This is a genomic window from Faecalibacterium sp. An121 (genome assembly GCF_002160915.1).
Lineage (GTDB): Bacteria > Bacillota > Clostridia > Oscillospirales > Ruminococcaceae > Faecalibacterium > Faecalibacterium avium.
Map to the genome: position 1 here is coordinate 120,303 of NZ_NFLM01000004.1, position 16,608 is coordinate 136,910.

The 16,608-nt window shown below is 63.3% G+C and carries 13 protein-coding genes; all 13 read right to left on the reverse strand.

The genetic code is table 11. From position 1 onward, the window contains the following. Positions 1-3: 3 nt before the first annotated feature. Complete coding sequence (lspA, locus tag B5E66_RS03525; protein WP_087228707.1) at positions 4-486, reverse strand: signal peptidase II; 483 nt, start codon at positions 484-486, stop codon at positions 4-6. A 119-nt stretch (positions 487-605) separates the two neighbouring features. Then, entirely contained in the window at positions 606-3,398 is a 2,793-nt protein-coding gene (gene ileS / locus B5E66_RS03530; protein WP_087228709.1) for an isoleucine--tRNA ligase, read from the reverse strand. Between the two features lie 166 nt (positions 3,399-3,564). Beyond that, positions 3,565-4,296, reverse strand: a complete 732-nt coding sequence (locus B5E66_RS03535) for a DivIVA domain-containing protein (RefSeq protein ID WP_087228711.1) — start codon at positions 4,294-4,296, stop codon at positions 3,565-3,567. Positions 4,297-4,317: 21 nt separating this feature from the next. Further along, complete coding sequence (locus B5E66_RS03540) at positions 4,318-5,145, reverse strand: YlmH/Sll1252 family protein (protein ID WP_087228713.1); 828 nt, start codon at positions 5,143-5,145, stop codon at positions 4,318-4,320. Next, complete coding sequence (locus tag B5E66_RS03545) at positions 5,129-5,593, reverse strand: cell division protein SepF (protein ID WP_087228715.1); 465 nt, start codon at positions 5,591-5,593, stop codon at positions 5,129-5,131. The genes B5E66_RS03540 and B5E66_RS03545 overlap by 17 nt, the downstream gene beginning before the upstream one ends. A 133-nt stretch (positions 5,594-5,726) precedes the next feature. Continuing rightward, the gene (locus B5E66_RS03550) at positions 5,727-7,082 is read right to left on the reverse strand and encodes an HlyD family efflux transporter periplasmic adaptor subunit (protein WP_087228717.1); all 1,356 of its coding nucleotides are present in this window, start codon (positions 7,080-7,082) and stop codon (positions 5,727-5,729) included. Positions 7,083-7,088: 6 nt separating this feature from the next. Next, positions 7,089-8,045: a tRNA (adenosine(37)-N6)-dimethylallyltransferase MiaA gene (miaA, locus tag B5E66_RS03555; RefSeq protein WP_242958071.1), complete on the reverse strand. Its 957-nt coding sequence runs from the start codon at positions 8,043-8,045 to the stop codon at positions 7,089-7,091. Next, entirely contained in the window at positions 8,029-10,092 is a 2,064-nt protein-coding gene (mutL, locus tag B5E66_RS03560; RefSeq protein ID WP_087228719.1) for a DNA mismatch repair endonuclease MutL, read from the reverse strand. The genes miaA and mutL overlap by 17 nt, the downstream gene beginning before the upstream one ends. A gap of 32 nt (positions 10,093-10,124) precedes the next feature. After that, positions 10,125-12,740 carry a DNA mismatch repair protein MutS gene (gene mutS / locus B5E66_RS03565; RefSeq protein ID WP_087228721.1) on the reverse strand — a complete coding sequence of 872 codons (2,616 nt, stop codon included), beginning with the start codon at positions 12,738-12,740 and terminating at the stop codon, positions 10,125-10,127. A 117-nt stretch (positions 12,741-12,857) separates the two neighbouring features. Next, complete coding sequence (locus tag B5E66_RS03570; RefSeq protein ID WP_087228723.1) at positions 12,858-13,265, reverse strand: YlbF family regulator; 408 nt, start codon at positions 13,263-13,265, stop codon at positions 12,858-12,860. Between the two features lie 65 nt (positions 13,266-13,330). Continuing rightward, positions 13,331-14,713, reverse strand: a complete 1,383-nt coding sequence (gene miaB, locus B5E66_RS03575; protein ID WP_087228725.1) for a tRNA (N6-isopentenyl adenosine(37)-C2)-methylthiotransferase MiaB — start codon at positions 14,711-14,713, stop codon at positions 13,331-13,333. Between the two features lie 141 nt (positions 14,714-14,854). Beyond that, the gene (locus B5E66_RS03580) at positions 14,855-15,292 is read right to left on the reverse strand and encodes a Fur family transcriptional regulator (protein ID WP_242958072.1); all 438 of its coding nucleotides are present in this window, start codon (positions 15,290-15,292) and stop codon (positions 14,855-14,857) included. Then, positions 15,289-16,560, reverse strand: coding sequence for a replication-associated recombination protein A (locus B5E66_RS03585; protein WP_087228727.1), 1,272 nt, complete (start codon positions 16,558-16,560; stop codon positions 15,289-15,291). The genes B5E66_RS03580 and B5E66_RS03585 overlap by 4 nt, the downstream gene beginning before the upstream one ends. Between the last annotated feature and the right edge of the window lie 48 nt (positions 16,561-16,608).

Consider the following 16,608-nt stretch of genomic DNA (forward strand, 5'->3'; position numbering starts at 1 on the left):
GGATCACTTGTCCTCCCCGGGCTGCCGGGCAGCGCTGCGGCGTTCCTCCAGGATCACCGACAGCACCCACAGCCCCATGCCCACGCAGACGCAGATATCCGCAAAGTTGAAGACCGCAAAGTTCATGAACAGCAAATTGATATAGTCCACCACTTTGCCTGCGGCGATGCGGTCGATCAGGTTGCCGATGCCGCCGCCCAGCACCAGCACCCAGGCCCAGCGCTGGAGCTGATCGTTGCGGCAGTGGGTGAACAGCCACCAGGCGATGAACAGCATCCCGATGCTGGTGGCCGCGATCAGGATCTCCTGCCGGCCGCTGAGCAGGCTGAAAGCCATCCCCTCGTTGTAGACGAAATGCAGCTCCACCACATGGGGGATCAGGGGCATGGTGCCCACCGGCTGCAGGTTCTGCACAGCCCAGAGTTTGATGGCCTGGTCGATGCCCACCAGGGCCGCGATGCAGACCAGATTCAGGAACACAAACATACAGTCACTCCTGTGGGAAGGCCGGGGCCAGCGCCCCGCCTTGACAGTTGATTTTGCAAAGAACGGCGCTCCCCTTGCAGGGGGAACGCCGCTTTTCAGTTTTGCTGCAAAGACGCTCCTCAGCCCTCGATGACGCTGGCGCAGCGGGCGCACAGGGTGGGATGGGCCGGGTGGGTGCCGATGTCGGCGGTGTACTTCCAGCAGCGCTCACACTTGGCGCCCTCGGCGTGCTGGGCCGCGATGCCCAGGCCCTCGATGGCGCTGGCTGCGCCGCCCTGGCCCTTGACCAGCTCCACGCGGGAGACGATCATCAGGTCGGCCAGCTCGTCCATGGGCACGCTGTTCAGCAGCTCATAGACCGCCCCGTCGCAGTACAGGGTGACGGCGGCCTCCAGGGAGGCGCCGATCTTCTTGTCGTTGCGGGCGATCTCCAGAGCCTTCTTGACCTCGTCGCGGACGGCAATCAGCTGGGCCCACTTGGCCTTGAAGGCGTCATCGGCGCCATACTGGCCGGCGTGGGGCATATCCTCGAACACCACATAGCGGTTCATCCCCTCGGCCTTGGGCAGGAAGTCCCAGATCTCCTGGCTGGTGAAGCAGAGGATGGGCGCGATGATCTTGTCCAGGGCCACCAGGATCTTGTACATGGCGGTCTGGGCGGCCTGGCGGGCTGCACCGTTGGTGCAGTACAGGCGGTCCTTGGTCACATCCAGGTAGAAGTTGGACATGGCCACCACGCAGAAGTTGTACACCGCATGGTAGACTTTGTTGAAGTTGTAGGCCGCATAGCCTGCATCCGTCTCCTTCAGCAGGTCATCCAGAGCGGCCAGGGCCCAGCGGTCGATCTCCTGCAGCTGGTCGTCGGGCAGCATATCGGTGTTGGGGTCAAAGCCGTCCAGGTTGCCCAGGATGAAGCGGGCGGTGTTGCGGATCTTGCGGTAGGCCTCGCTGAGCTGCTTGAAGATATTCTTGCCGGCGCGCACGTCCACCGTGTAGTCGGAGGAAGCCACCCACAGGCGGATGATATCGGCGCCGTAGTCTTTGATGATCTCGGCGGGCTCCACGCCGTTGCCGGCGCTCTTGTGCATCTGCTTGCCCTGCTCGTCCACCACCCAGCCGTGGCACAGCACGGCCTTGTAGGGGGCGCCGCCGCGGCTGGCCACACTGGTCAGCAGGCTGGACTGGAACCATCCGCGGAACTGATCGGCGCCCTCCATATACAGGTCGGCGGGGTAGCGCAGTTCGTCCCGCTCCTCCAGCACGGCGCTCCAGGTGGAACCGGAGTCGAACCAGACGTCCATGATATCGGTGTCCTTGGTCCACTCGGTGCCGCCGCAGTTCTCGCACACTTCTCCGGCGGGGATGATCTCCTCGGCGCTGTACTTGTACCAGGCGTCCGAGCCCTCCTTGCGGAACAGATCGCTGACCGCCTTGATGGTGGCGTCGGTGATGTGGTACTTGCCGCACTTCTTGCAGTAGAAAGCAGGGATGGGCACGCCCCAGGTGCGCTGGCGGCTGATGCACCAGTCGCTGCGGTCCCGCACCATGCCGTACATCCGGTCGTGGCCCCATTCGGGCATCCACTGCACCCCGTCCACCGCCTGGTAGACGTCTTCCTTGAAGCGGTCGATGGAGCAGAACCACTGCTCGGTGGCCCGGAAGATGATGGGGTTGTGGCAGCGCCAGCAGTGGGGATACTGGTGCTTGATGTGCACCTGGCCCAGCACGGCGCCGCTGGCGGTCAGGTCGGCCAGAATGGTCTTGTTGGAAGCCCAGACCTTCTGGCCCGCATACTTGCCTGCCAGCTCGGTGAGATAGCCGCCGTCGTCCACAGGGACGGTGATGGGCACGTTGTACTTCTGGCTGACGTTGAAGTCGTCCACGCCGTGGCCGCCGGCGGTATGGACACAGCCGGAGCCGCTCTCCAGGGTGACATGGTCGCCCAGGATCACCAGGCCCTCTTTGGGCAGGTAGACGTGCTGGTAGCGCATCAGCTCAAACTCCGAGCCCGGCACAGGCTGGCCCACCACCTCATACTCGGTGATGCCGCAGGCCTTCATGACGCTGTCCACCAGGTCGGTGGCCATGATGTGGTACTCGCCGCCGAACTTGACAAAGGAATATTCCAGCGCGCCGTTGAGGCAGATGGCCTCGTTGGCGGGCAGGGTCCAGGTGGTGGTGGTCCAGATCACGAACCAGGTCTTGTCCATGGGGATGCCATACTTGGCCAGCACGCCGTTGGGGTCCTGGGTGACGTGGAAGCGCACAAAGATGGAATCGCAGTCGTCCTCGCCGTACTCGATCTCGGCCTCGGCCAGGGCGGTGCGGCACTCGGGGCACCAGTAGACCGGCTTGAGGCCCTTGTAGATATAGCCCTTCTTGGCCATCTCGCCAAAGATCTCGATCTGGCGGGCCTCAAACTCGGGCTTGAGGGTGAGGTAAGGATGCTCAAAATCGCCAATCACGCCCAGGCGCTTGAACTGATCGCTCATGATGCCGATGTGCTCGGTGGCAAACTTCTCGCAGATCTGGCGCAGTTCCAGCTTGGAGATGTCCTTTTTCTTGTCCCCCAGAGAGGAAAGGGCCTTCAGCTCGATGGGCAGGCCGTGGGTATCGAAGCCGGGCACATAAGGGGCCTGGAAGCCGTTCATGTTCTTCTCGCGGATGATGATATCCTTGATGATCTTGTTCAGCGCCGTACCCATATGGATGCTGCCGTTGGCGTACGGAGGGCCGTCGTGCAGCACAAAGCGGGGCTTGCCCTCGTTATGCTTCATCAGCTGGTTGTACAGGTCGTTCTTGTTCCAGTCCTCCAGCATGACGGGCTCTTTCTTGGGCAGGCCGGCACGCATTTCAAACAGGGTCTTGGGCAGATGCAGGGTACTGTCGTATTGGGATTTTGTCTTAGGCACTGGTTCCACACTCCTCAAAATTCTTTCTTCCTGCGCACACCGGGCGCAGTTGGACGGAAAAGACCGGCGCAGCGGAACAGCGGGGGCTTTTGGCGCCCTGCGCCTGCCGCGCCGGCAAAGGCCGCCCGCTGTGTGCGGGCAGCCGGGTCAAACGCTGCTGTGTTGTTTACTTGCTGAACTGGATGCCCTGGAAGGCGGAGTAATCCACCTCGGCGGGCTGCTTCTGCTCGGGGCTCTTCAGTTCGCTCTCATCCTTGTCCCAGAAATCCTCGCCGGCGGGCTGCTGGCTGTCGGCGCCATCGCCGGCCTCCTCCTCTTCCCCGGCAGCGGCGTCCGTCTGGGCCGCGTCGCCGGCCGCATCGGCCTGGGCGTCGGGGGTGTATTCGGGCAGGCGGCTGAGGGATTCCACATGGCTGCGGTAGAGGTTCAGCACGTCGGCCTTGAAGCGGGTGACCTCCAGGCGGACGCGCTCGTATTCCCGCTCCTCCAGCAGACGCTGGTCGCTGGCCTCGCGGACGATCTCGTCGGCGCGGTCGGTGGCCTTCTGCAGCAGGTCGTTGGCATCCCGGATGATGTCGTCGCTGCGCAGGTTGGCCTTGTGGATGATGTCCTCCGCCTTCTGGTTGGCCTCACGGATGACGTTTTCACCGATCCGCTGGGCGTTGATGAGGGCGGACTTCATGATCTCGCCGTCGGCGCGGTAGTCCTCGGTCTCCTTGGACAGACGCTGGTTCTCGCCCTGCAGCTGGTCCAGCTGCCGCTGCAGCCGCTCCATCTCATCGGCATTGTTCTTGAGCTGCTCCTCGATCCTGTCCAGGAAGCGGTCCACGTCCTCGATCCGGTAGCCGCGGAAGCTCTTTTCAAATTGGACAGAGTGTACGTCCTGCGGTGTCAGCATGCTGATTTCCTCCTGTCTATGTCATTGATACTGAAAAAACTCGATGATCTGACGGTCTTTTCTGGTCTTGCCCGGCAGGGCGGTGAGGGCGAAGCGCCCCTTGCCCCGGATGGTGAATATGTCCCCCTCAAAGACGGGGGCGTGGGTGCTTTCGGTGGGCAGATGGTTGATCTCCACCCGTCCCGCCTGGATCAGTTCCGCCGCAGCCCCGCGGCTGCAATGCAGCATAGCCGCAAGCACCGCATCCAGCCGCAGCGAAGAAACAGCCGCCGTGCGCAGCACCCGTTCGCTTTGGCCGAAGTCCGGCAGCTGTTCCAGCGCCAGGGCCGCACAGCTGACCTCGGTCCGGCCCACCCCGCACAGCTCCTCGCAGATCAGGCGGGCCGCCGGCTCCAGAGCGAATACGAAGGCGGTGCCGGGCATCTGTGCCGGCAGCACGATGTCCCCCAGAGCCTCCCGCCGCAGGGCCAGGCCCATCAGGCTGCCCAGATAATCCTTGTGGGCGGGCAGGGCCGCGCCGGGGGCCGCTCTGCAGTCCAGACGGACGCAGGCCAGCGGGCTGTCGGTCCAGCTGTCCTCCGGCTCGATGGCCACAAGGCGCCGCTCCGCCTCCGGATAGCCTCCTTCCAGCCGCCAGCAGGTGCAGCCTGCTTTGGCCAGAGCGGCTTTGGCCAGCACCTGTTCCCTGTCGCTGAGGAAAGAGGAATACCGGGGGATGCCCCGGCTTTGGGCGGCGCGGGCCAGATCCTCGATGTGCCGCATCAGAAAACGCTCTTTGTCGTTCTGCGGCGGGATGAACCCCCGCGCCTGGCGGGGCGCGTCCTGGCCGGGATCAATAGAACGCGCCATTGCTCTCCAGCTCGTCCAGCAGATCGCCCATGATATCCACGTTGTAGGGGGTGATGATAAAGGTGCTGTTGGCCACACGCTTGATCTGGCCGTTGTTGGCATAAGCCACGCCGGACAGGAAATCCACCAGACGGCGGGAGACCTCCTTGTTGGTGGACTCCAGATTGAGCACCACCGTACGCTTGTTGTTCAGATGGTCTGCGATGGTGCTTGCATCCTCAAAGCGCTCGGGCTTGACCAGCACCACCTTGAGCTGGGTGGTGGCGTTGATGTTGACGACCCGGTTGCCGCTCTTGCCGGTGCTGTCGCTGCCCTCATCCTCGTAGGAATCAGCTCCAAAGCTGTTGCTGTTGTTGTTCACCATCTGGGGCCCGTCGTCGATGTACTGCTCATCGTAGCCGTCATCCTCACCGAAAAGTCCCTTTTTGATATTTTGCATAAAAGACATCGATACCGCTCCTTTCATCTGCCATACAGATGCCGTTTGCCACGAAAACTGCCTTGCGCCCGTCCGCCGGGCCCAAACAGAAAAGAATAGCTTTCTATATTATCTGTTTTTTTGTGCCGGATGTCAATAACAGCTAAGACAAAAGTTTGCCGTCGTAGAGATTTTGTCCCTCCACGATCACCTGATCGTACAGCCGGACCTGGCTGACCGAGCCGGTCGTCCCTCTGGGAGGCACGATGATATAGTCCCCGTCGGTGACCAGCGGGTGGTCGTCGTCCACCGGGTCGATGCGGCAGAAGCGGGCCAGGTTGCCGAATTTGACATAGACGCCGGGGATGTAGTTCTCCCCCGCCTCAGCCGCGGCGGCCTGGGAAGAAGCCTGGCCGGACTCCGCCTTCGGGGTCTCCAGCACATAGTGGACCGCCTGGGCGGGCACCCGCAGGCCGGTGGTGGTGTTGACGATCACTTCGGCGCTGGCCTGGCCCAGGCGCAGCACATCCCCGGTGACCGAGCCGCAGCTGAGCACGAACCGCGCCAGGCCCGAAGCCTCGTCGATGGTCACTTCCTCCACCTCTGCGTCCAGGGCCCGGTCGGTCTGCCCGGGGAACCGGATCTGGACCGTGCCCGTCAGGGGGGTGCCGTCCGCCCGCAGCAGCTTCTGGGCCTGCTGGGCGGTGCACACCCCGCAGTAGGTCCAGCTGAAGCCGGAGACGATCTTTCCCGCGCCGCCGGTCATCTGCACATCCGCCCCGCCGTCCAGCCAGGCTCTCAGGGTGGGGGCGTCCATGGCCAGCACGGCCTCAGCGGACTGGGTCAGCTGGCGGGTGCTGGTGCTGCGGACAAAATAGCCGGTGAGGGGGGCCGTGATCTGCACCAGGCTCCCCAGCCGGCTCTGCAGCTGGTCGGCCTGGGCCTGCAGGGCGGTGATCTGCGCCGAAAAATCCGACGCCTCCCCCGTGACCACCAGGATCTTGTTCTGGGCCAGCAGGTATTTTTCCCGCCCGGCGTCCATATCGCCAAAGGCGCCCCGGTCGGCGGCGTCCATCATATCGTACAGGGCGGTGGTGCGCTCCTGGATCATCGAATCCACCTGGGTGGACGACACGTTCTCGGCCCGGTGCAGCAGGTCGATCTGCTCGTTCAGGCTGTTCAGTTCGCTGCGCAGGGCGCTCTGCTCGTGGCTGGTGTACACCTCGGCCACCACCGTCCCCGCCGACACCCGGGCCCCGTCTTCCACAAGGTACCCCATGTCGCCGCTGCCCGGCACGGCGGTCTCGGTGAACAGCAGCACACCGTCGGCCTCCACCTTGTCCTCCACCGTGGCCATCAGCACCGTCTCATAGGTGTTGGGCGGGTTGAGCAGATGCAGGATCTGGTAGCCTACATAGCCCACCGCCAGCAGCAAAAGAAGGGCCACCGCCCCGCCCAGCCCGGTCAGCCAGCCGGCGCGAGTGTTCTCCTTCCCTGCGCGGTCATTGGGATCTCGCATACAGGATCACCCCTCCTTGAGAAATGCGGCGGCCAGGCTCTCGGCCCGGTCGGCCAGATGCGGGTCGTCGGCCTGCAGCCAGGTCACCCCATCCATGTGGCGGAACCAGGTCAGCTGCCGCTTGGCGTAGCGGCGGGAGGCCTGCTTGAGCTTTTCGACGCAGTCCTCCAGAGCGGCCTCCCCCGCAAAATACGGGAACAGTTCCTTGTATCCGATGGCCTGGGCCGCCGTGGAATAGCTCTGCCGGTGCTGATAGACCAGCCGGGCCTCCTCCTCCAGCCCCTGCTCCATCATCCGGTCCACCCGAACGTCGATGCGGCGGTAGAGGTCCGCCCGGTCGGCGAAATCCAGCCCCAGCACCAAAGCGCGGTAGGGCCGCTCTGCCGGCAGGGAATCCGCCTTCTGGCTGCTGAGGCGGCAGCCGGTGGCCTGGTAGTGCTCCAGCGCCCGCAGCACCCGCACATGGTTGTTGGGATGGATGGCCGCAGCGGCTTCGGGGTCCACGGCCTGCAGCTGTGCATACATGGCCGCAGGGCCACGGGCTTCCAGTTCTGCCGCCAGCCGGGCCCGCAGCCCCTCGGGGGCCTTTTCCCGGGCAAAGCGGACGCCATACAAAAGGCTCTGGACATACAGCCCGGTACCACCCACCAAAATAGGCAGGCACCCCCGGGCCGCGATCTCCCCGATCCGCTGTCCGGCCAGGGCGGTGAAGTCCGCCACACTGAAAGGGGCCTCGGGGGGCAGGATATCCACGCAGTGGTGGGGCACCCCCCGGGCTTCCTCAGGGGTGACTTTGGCGGTGCCCACGTCCAGGCCCTTGTAGACCTGCATCGAGTCGGCGCTGATGATCTCGCCTCCCAGCGCCAGGGCCAGCCGGACCCCAAGGGCCGTCTTGCCGGTGGCGGTGGGACCTACCACCGCAAGCACCGGCTGTCTGGGGCGTTTCTCATTCGATCCTTCCAAACTGTTTTTCCAGCTCCTTTCGGGTCAGCTTCAGGACACAAGGGCGGCCATGGGGGCAGAAAGGCGGTATCTGCCCCGAGAGGACCTTTTCCGCCAGGGCCATCAGCTCCCGGGGCGTGTTGGGGTCCCCTGCCTTGACCGCCGCCCGGCAGGCGATGGACTGCAGCACCCATTCGGTGCGGTCGCTCAGGGCTTCCCGGCTGCCCCGGGCCAGCTTGGCGGCGATCTCCACCAGCATATCCTCTGCGTCGGCCTGCTCCACGTCCGAGGGCACCGCACGCAGCAGCATGGTGCTGCCTCCAAAATCCTCCGCCTCGATGCCCGCGTTCTCCAGCAGGCGGATGTTGTCCAGCAGGGCCTGCTTCTCCTCGGCGGACAGGGAAACGGGCAGCGGGGACAGCAGCATCTGGCTGGGCACGTTGCGATAGCTGGCCGACAGCTTTTCGTACAGCTGGCGCTCATGGGCGGCATGTTTGTCGATCAGGCACAGCTCGTCGCCCCGCTGGACAATGATATAGGTCTGGAACGCTTCCCCTACATAGGTCAGGGGTTCGGCGTCCTTCAACCCCTCCATGGCGGTCTGCTCCGCTTGGACGAATGTTGTCTGTTCCGTCTCCTCCTGTGCCGGCGCGGCAGGCTGTGCGGCGGCCGGCTCCTCCAGGGGCAAAAGCGCCTCGTCCTCCAGGCTGATGTCCAGCCGGGACTCCTGTCCCGCCAGCCGGAAGGAGGGCTTTTCCTCCTTCTCCGGCTTTTCAGGTCGGCTATGGAGGGTCATGCTCTGCCGCAGCGGCACGCCCCAGCCCTTGTTCGGGATGGCGGCTGCGGGCCGGGCGGTCTCGGGCAGGGTCCCCGGCTCGGATTGCCCCGGAATGACCGCAGAAAGTCCTGTAAAGTTACATTCCTTTACAATATTTTCCTGTTTGTTTTCGTCGTTTTCTTTGGGATTCAGTCGGCCGGCTTCTGTCGGTTCAGTCGGCTCGCCAGCCACGCTGTCAAGTATTTCTGCTTTCCAGTTTTCTTTGGGTTTCTCCTCAAAACTGAAAAGCTGCTCCCCTGTGCCGGGCTTGGCCAATGCCAGTTTGACCGCATGGTACACCACGTCAAAGATCTCATTCTCCCGAGCGAAGCGCACCTCGGTCTTGGCGGGGTGGACGTTCACGTCCACCATCGCCGCCGGCAGATCCAGCATCAGAAGGCCGCCGGGGAATTTGCCCTGCATCTTGGAACTTTTGAACGCAGCTTCCATGGCGGCCATCATGGTGCGGTTGCGGACGTAGCGCCCATTGATGTAGAAATATTGCATACTGCGGCTGGCGCGGCAGCTTCTGGGGGGAGTGATCAGGCCGCGGACCCTGTACACCCCTTCCGTGCTGTCCACCGCCACCAGGTCCCGGCTGAACTCACGTCCCAGCACGGCATAGGCCGCGCCGCGCACATCTCCATCCCCGGGGGTGACATACTGGGTCTTGCCCTCCCGCACGAATTTGAAGCGGATCTCCGGATTGCTGAGGGCCAGCCGGGAGACCACATCCGCCACAAAGGTACCCTCGCTGGAATCCTTTTTGAGGAATTTCATTCGGGCGGGGGTGTTGTAGAACAGATCCCGCACCCGGATGGTGGTGCCCACTCCCCGGGCGGCAGGCTGGGGCGGCTGCTCCTCCCCGCCCTCGTTGCGGTAGAGGGTGGCAAACTCGCTGGTCTGGGTCCGGGTCAGCAGCTCCACCCGGGAGACGCTGGCAATGGAGGCCAGCGCTTCGCCCCGGAAGCCCAGGGTGTGGATGTCGTTCAGGTCCTCCTCCGCTGCGATCTTGCTGGTGGCGTGGCGGATGAAGGCGGTGGAGATGTATTCCGGTTCGATGCCGGTGCCGTTGTCGCTGACCTCGATCAGTTTGACGCCGCCCGACTCGATGGAAACGGTGATCTGGGTCGCACCGGCGTCGATGGAATTTTCCATCAGCTCTTTGACCACCGAGGCAGGACGCTCCACCACTTCGCCCGCAGCGATCAGCTCGGCGGTATGCTTATCCAGAACGCGGATGACTGCCATATGGATATCCTCCTTTCATGCCGGGAGCACACTCAGCCCGAGAGACTGCCCTTGAGGGTCTTTTTGAGTTCATAGAGGAAATTGAGCGCCTCGATGGGGGTGAGGGTCTCCAGATCCAGCGCTTCCAGCTTATCCATCAGTTCGCGGGGGACCGCCGGGGACTGGTAATCCTCCAGGGTGCCGAAGTCCATCTGCTCCACCTTGTTCTTGGGAGCGCTGGCCTCCAGCCTGCGGAGCACCTCATGGGCGCGGCGGGTAACGCTGCCGGGCAGGCCGGCCAGCTTGGCCACCTCGATGCCGTAGCTGTCGTCGGCGGGACCGCGGACGATCCGCCGCAGGAAGGTGATGTCCTCCCCTCTCTTTTTGACGGCGATGTTGTAGTTTTTGACCCCTTCCACCGTGCCTTCCAGGTCGGTCAGCTCATGGTAATGGGTGGCGAACAGAGTCTTGCAGCCCAGACCGGTGGCCGGGTCCGCGATGTGCTCCACCACCGCCCGGGCAATGCTCATACCGTCAAAGGTGGATGTGCCCCGGCCGATCTCGTCCAGGATCACCAGGCTGCGGCGGGTGGCGCTTTTGAGGATCTCGGCCACCTCCGTCATCTCCACCATGAAGGTGGACTGGCCCGCGGCCAGGTCATCCGAAGCGCCCACACGGGTGAACACCGCATCCACGATGCCCACATGACATTCGCTGGCCGGCACGAAGGAACCGATCTGGGCCATCAGAGCGATCAGGGCATTCTGACGCATATAGGTGGATTTGCCCGCCATATTGGGGCCGGTGATGATGAGGCAGCGATTGTCGCGGCAGTCCAGCAGGGTGTCGTTGGGGACGAACAGGCTGCCCTTGAGCACCTGCTCCACCACCGGGTGACGTCCCTCCCGGATGACCAGCTGGTCGCTGTCGTCCACCACCGGACGGCAGTAGTTGTTGTCCGCCGCCACCGTGGCCAGCGAGACGAACACATCCAGCCGGGCCACCGCACGGGCGGTCTGCTGGATGCGGTCCAGCTCCCGGCTGATGCCGTCCAGCAGCTCGGCAAAGAGCTGATGCTCCAGACTGATCAGACGCTCGTGAGCCCCCAGGATCTTGTTTTCCAGCTCTTTCAGTTCGGGGGTGATGTACCGCTCGCCGTTGGTCAGGGTCTGCTTGCGGGTGTAGTTGTCGGGCACCATGTTTTTGTAGCTGTTGCTGACTTCGATGTAGTACCCGAACACATGATTGAAGCCGATCTTCAGCTTGGGGATACCGGTCTCGTCCCGCAGGCGGGCCTCCAGCCGGGCCAGCACGCTCTTGGTGTTCTCCCGGATGGAGCGCAGTTCGTCCACCTCCTGGTTGTAGCCGGCGGCGATGACCCCGCCGTCTTTGAGGGTGGAGGGTGCGTCGGGGTCCACTGCGGCATAGATGCGGGCCTTGATGTCCTCCAGAGGATCGATCTTCTCCGCCAGCTCGGACAGTTCCTGGCAGCCGCAGTCCTGGGCCAGCTTTTTCAGTTCAGGCAGCCGGTCGAAGGTCTGGGCCATGATGTAGATCTCTTTGGGGGTGGCGGAGCCATAGACGGTCCGCGTCATCAAACGCTCGATGTCGGTGATGTAGTGCAGGACCTCGGACATTTCTCCCCGGGTCACCGTGTGCTTGACCAGACACTCCACCGCGTTGAGGCGGTGGTTGATGATCTCACTGGACACCAGCGGCTGTTCCAGCCAGCTGCGCAGCAGCCGCTTGCCCATGGCAGTGGAGGTCTTGTCCAGCACCCACAGCAGGGTGCCGCGCTTTTCCCGCCCGCGCATGGTCTCGGTCAGCTCCAGATTGGAGCGGGTCACGCCGGGCAGGTGCATATACTGGGCTTCGGTGTAGCGGATGACGGTCTTCAGACGCCCCACCCCTTTGATCTGGGTGTCGTGCAGGTATTGCAGCAGGCCGCCCATGGCAAAGCGCACCAGCCCGTCGGCGCCGATCTCGGTGGTGGAGGCCCAGTCCCGGCCAAACTGGTCGGACAGGATGGAATCGATCAGGCCGGGGGCGTACTGCTCGTCCTCCATCAGCTCCACGGCGCAGCTCATGTGCTTTTTGATGTAGTTGGTGACATCCCGGCTGGAGAGGACCCCTGTATTGACAAGGGCTTCGCTGGGATGGTAGCGGCACAGCTCGGCAATGACGGCCATCCCGATCTTGGCGTTTTTCAGCTGGGTGACGTGGGCGGTGCCGGTGGAGATATCCGCAAAGCAGACCCCCGCCTCGTCCCCCTTCAAAAAGAGGCTGGCGATGTAGTTGTTGCGGTCGTCCTGCAGCATACTGCTCTCAATGACGGTGCCGGGAGTCACCACCCGGACGATGTCACGCTTGACCAGGCCCTTGGCGGTGGCCGGGTCTTCCACCTGCTCGCAGATGGCCACCTTGTACCCTTTGGCGATCAGCCGGGCCATATAGGTCTCATAGCTGTGGAAGGGCACTCCGCACATGGGGGCCCGCTCTTCCAGGCCGCACTGCTTGCCGGTGAGGGTGAGGTCCAGCTCCCGGGAGGCTGTGATGGCATCGTCGAAAAACATCTCATAAAAATCGCCGATGCGGTAAAATAGGATCTCATCCTTGTGCTGTTTTTTGATCTCCAGATATTGTTTCATCATGGGCGACAGGTCCGCCATGGCATTCCCCTTCCTTCCCTGGGCTGCAGTGTGTAAAGCTGGTTTGTTCCCCGTAACCAGCAGAGACAAGAAACGCGGCTCTGCATATGCACAGCCGCGTTGGTTTTTGCGCCCCGCTCAGCCGCAGCCGCCGCAGGTGGAGCAGCTCCCGGTGCAGGAAGCAGCAGGCTCCTGCACCGTCATCGGGTCGCCGCCGTTCATGGCAGCGTTGATGATGGCGTCGATATAGTTGACCAGGGCCTCGCACTCCCGCTTGGCCTCGTTGTAGGCCACCATTCCCTCGTCGTTCATGATCTGGCCGTAGAGGGTATTCACCTTTTCGTTCAGCTCGGCCACCCGGGCGTCGTCCCGCTCGGCCTTGCTGATCTCATTGTTCAGGTCCATCCGGGCCAGGTTGAACTGGCCGATCAGGTCCTGCAGTTCCTCGTCCTTGTCGTTCATCTTGCGGGCCTGGTCCAAAGCCAGGTAGCGGCTGTCGGTCTGCAGCGCCACGGCGGCGCGCTTGAAAAGATCAATGCAATCCATATTGTTTCTCCTTTATTTTAAACGCAGTGCGTCTTTTTCGCTTCTAGAATACCCGGCGGGGGCCGTCACGATACCTGTTCGCCCAGCAGCACAGTGGCGCGGGCGCCGGTGAGGCGCACCTGGACATACTGTCCCAGCAGGGCGGCATCCCCTGCAAATTCCACTGTCAGGTTGTTGTCCAGCCGGCCCGAGAGGGCGTCCTCCGCCCGGCCAAAGCCTTCCACCAGCACCCGGACGGTCTGGCCTACCTGGTCCTTGACCAGTCCCATGGCGATCTCGTCCTGCAGGCGGAGCAGCCGTGCCATCCGGTCGGTCTTTTCCTTGCGGGGGGTGGGGTCGGGGTAACCGGCCGCCGGCGTGCCCTCCCGCTTGGAGTAGATAAAGGTGAACAGCTGCATATAGCCCACCTGGCGCACCAGATCCAGCGTACCCTGGAAATCCTCCTCTGTCTCACCGGGGAAGCCCACGATGATATCACTGGAGAAGGTGATGCCCGGCACCCGGGCCCTGGCGTACCGGATCAGGTCCAGATAGTGCTCCACCGTATAGTGGCGGTTCATCCGGGCCAGCAGCCGGTCCGAGCCGCACTGCACCGGCAGGTGCAGGTGCCTGCACAGATGGGGCTGGGCGGCAATGGTGTCGATCAGCTTGCGGCTGGCATCCTTGGGATGGCTGGTCATAAAGCGGATGTGGTAATCCCCCGGCACGGCGCAGAGCAGGTTGAGCAGGTCGGCAAAGTCGATGGGTTCTTCCAACCCTTTGCCGTAGCTGTTGACGTTCTGGCCCAGCAGGGTGATCTCCTTGTAGCCGGCCTGTACCAGGCTGCGGAACTCGGCCAGGATGTCCGCCGGGCGGCGGCTCTTTTCCCGGCCCCGCACATAGGGCACGATGCAGTAGGTGCAGAAATTGTCGCAGCCGTACATGATGGGCAGCCAGGCCCGGAACTCACTCTCCCGCCGGATGGGCAGGTTCTCCACGATGACCGGGCGCTGGGCCGGCTCCAGCAGGACCCGTTTGTGCTTTTCCAGCCTGCGCAGGATCAGCTGGGGCAAAGTATCGATGCCGTCCACCCCAAAGACGATGTCCACATAGGGGTAGCTTTGACGCAGCTTCTCCACCACATGCTTCTGGTTGGCCATGCAGCCGCACAGCCCGATGATCAGGCCCGGCTTTTTCTCCTTGAGGCCCTTGAGGGCGCCCACATTGCCAAAGACCCGCTGTTCGGCGTGTTCCCGCACGGCGCAGGTGTTGAACAGGATCAGGTCCGCGTCCTCCGGCCTGCTGCACAGGCCATAGCCTATATCCACCAGCACGCCCTTGATCCGCTCGCCGTCGTTGACGTTCTGCTGGCAGCCGTAGCTGTGCACAAAAGCCAGCGGCGGGGTATCGTAATACCGGCTGATGAGGGCGGCCGCCTGCGCGTTGTGTTCGTATGTTATGTATTCCAACAAAGTACCATCCTTCACCCCGCGGCGGCAGGCGCTGCGGGTCTGTATTCCTGACAGGCCGGCCCCGGGGCCAGCCCTCCATCTTGTCTATTATACAGGTTTCTCCCCCGTGAAACAAGGGAAATTTTGTGTCAAAGCCCTTTAAAAAACGGCAGCCTCGGACCCAGCCGGTTCTTCCGGCAAGTCCAGCTCCCCGGCACAGGCCTGGCACAGGCCGATCCAGGTCACCACACAGTCGCTGATGCGGCCCTGGGGGACCGTCACGGCGCGGCGCAGGGCCTCCCCATCCAGGGGCAGATCCTCCACCCTGCCGCACCGGGTGCAGTAAAGGTGGCCGTGCCAGGGCAGGGTGTGGTCAAAGCGGTCGGGCTGGCCGGGGATGCACACCCGGCGCACCTTGCCCATCTCCACCAGACTGTTCAGATTGCGGTAGACGGTGCCCAGGCTGAGGCTGGGGCACAGATGGAGGGCCATTTTGTAAATCTCCTCTGCCGTGGGATGGTCCTGCAGTTCCTGTACCTGCTGCAGGATCAGTTCCCGCTGCTTGGAATAGCGCATCCCGGACAAATCGTTCTTCATCCTTCCTCTCCCTTGATCCTGTCCCAATATGCCTTGGCGGCCTGTTCGGCCCGGTTGTCCCCATAGGTGTAATATTTGGCGTCCTTGATGGCGTCCGGCAGGTACTGCTGGGCCACCCAATGGTTTTTGTAGTCCTGTGCGTACTTGTAGTTCTGCCCTTTCACCAAGGCGTCCGCCCCGTCGAAATGCTTGTTTTGCAGCTGCCGGGGCACCGGGCCGGTGCGGCCCGCACGCACGTCCGCCAGGGCCGCGTCGATGGCCGCTTCCCCGCTGTTGGACTTGGGGCTGGTGGACACCAGGATCACTGCGTCGGCCAGAGGGATGCGCGCTTCGGGCAGGCCCACCATGTTGGCCGCGTCCACCGCCGCCTTGACGATGGGGATGATCTGGGGGTAGGCCAGGCCCACATCCTCACAGGCGCAGACCATCAGCCGGCGGCAGGCCGAGGGCAGGTCCCCCGCCTCCAGCAGGCGGGCCAGATAGTGCAAAGCGGCGTCCGGGTCCGATCCCCGCATCGACTTCTGATAGGCCGACACGATGTCGTAGTGGTCGTCGCCGTCCTTGTCGTACCGCATGGCGGTGCGTCGGGTCACCTGCCGGATCATGTCCAAAGTGACCAGACGGCCCTCGGGCCCCACCTCCGCCGCCGAGACCGCAAATTCCAGGCTGCCCAGGGCCTTGCGCATATCGCCGCCGGCGCTCTCGGCCAGGTATACGGCCGCCTCGTCGGTGATGGACACAGGGGTATCCCCCTCGGCAGACAGGCGCTGCACCGCGCTGCGCACCCCCTGCTCCACGTCCCGGGCGGTCAGGCTCTTGAATTCAAAGACCGTGCACCGGGACAGCAGGGCATTATAAATGTAAAAATAGGGGTTCTCGGTGGTGGAGGCGATCAGGGTGACGGTCCCCTCCTCCAGGCATTCCAGCAGGCTCTGCTGCTGCTTTTTGTTCAGATACTGGATCTCGTCCAGGTAGAGCAGGATGCCCCCCGCCCCCGCCAGGGTGCCGATGTCCTTGAACACCGCCTTGATATCCCCGGTGCCGCAGGACGTGCCGTTGAGCTTGTGCAGGGTCATGCCGCTGTTCTCGGCAATGATCCGGGCCACGGTGGTCTTGCCGGTGCCGGACGGGCCATAAAAGATCATGTTGGGGATGTTGCCGCTCTCGATGGTACGGCGGAACACCCGCCCCGGGGCCAGCAGATGCTGCTGGCCGCAGACGTCAGCCAGGGTCTTGGGCCGAAGCCTCTGGGCCAATGGTTCCCGCATGGGGTGCGCCTCCCTCTGTGGTGTAAAACTGCGAATGATTCTGACTAA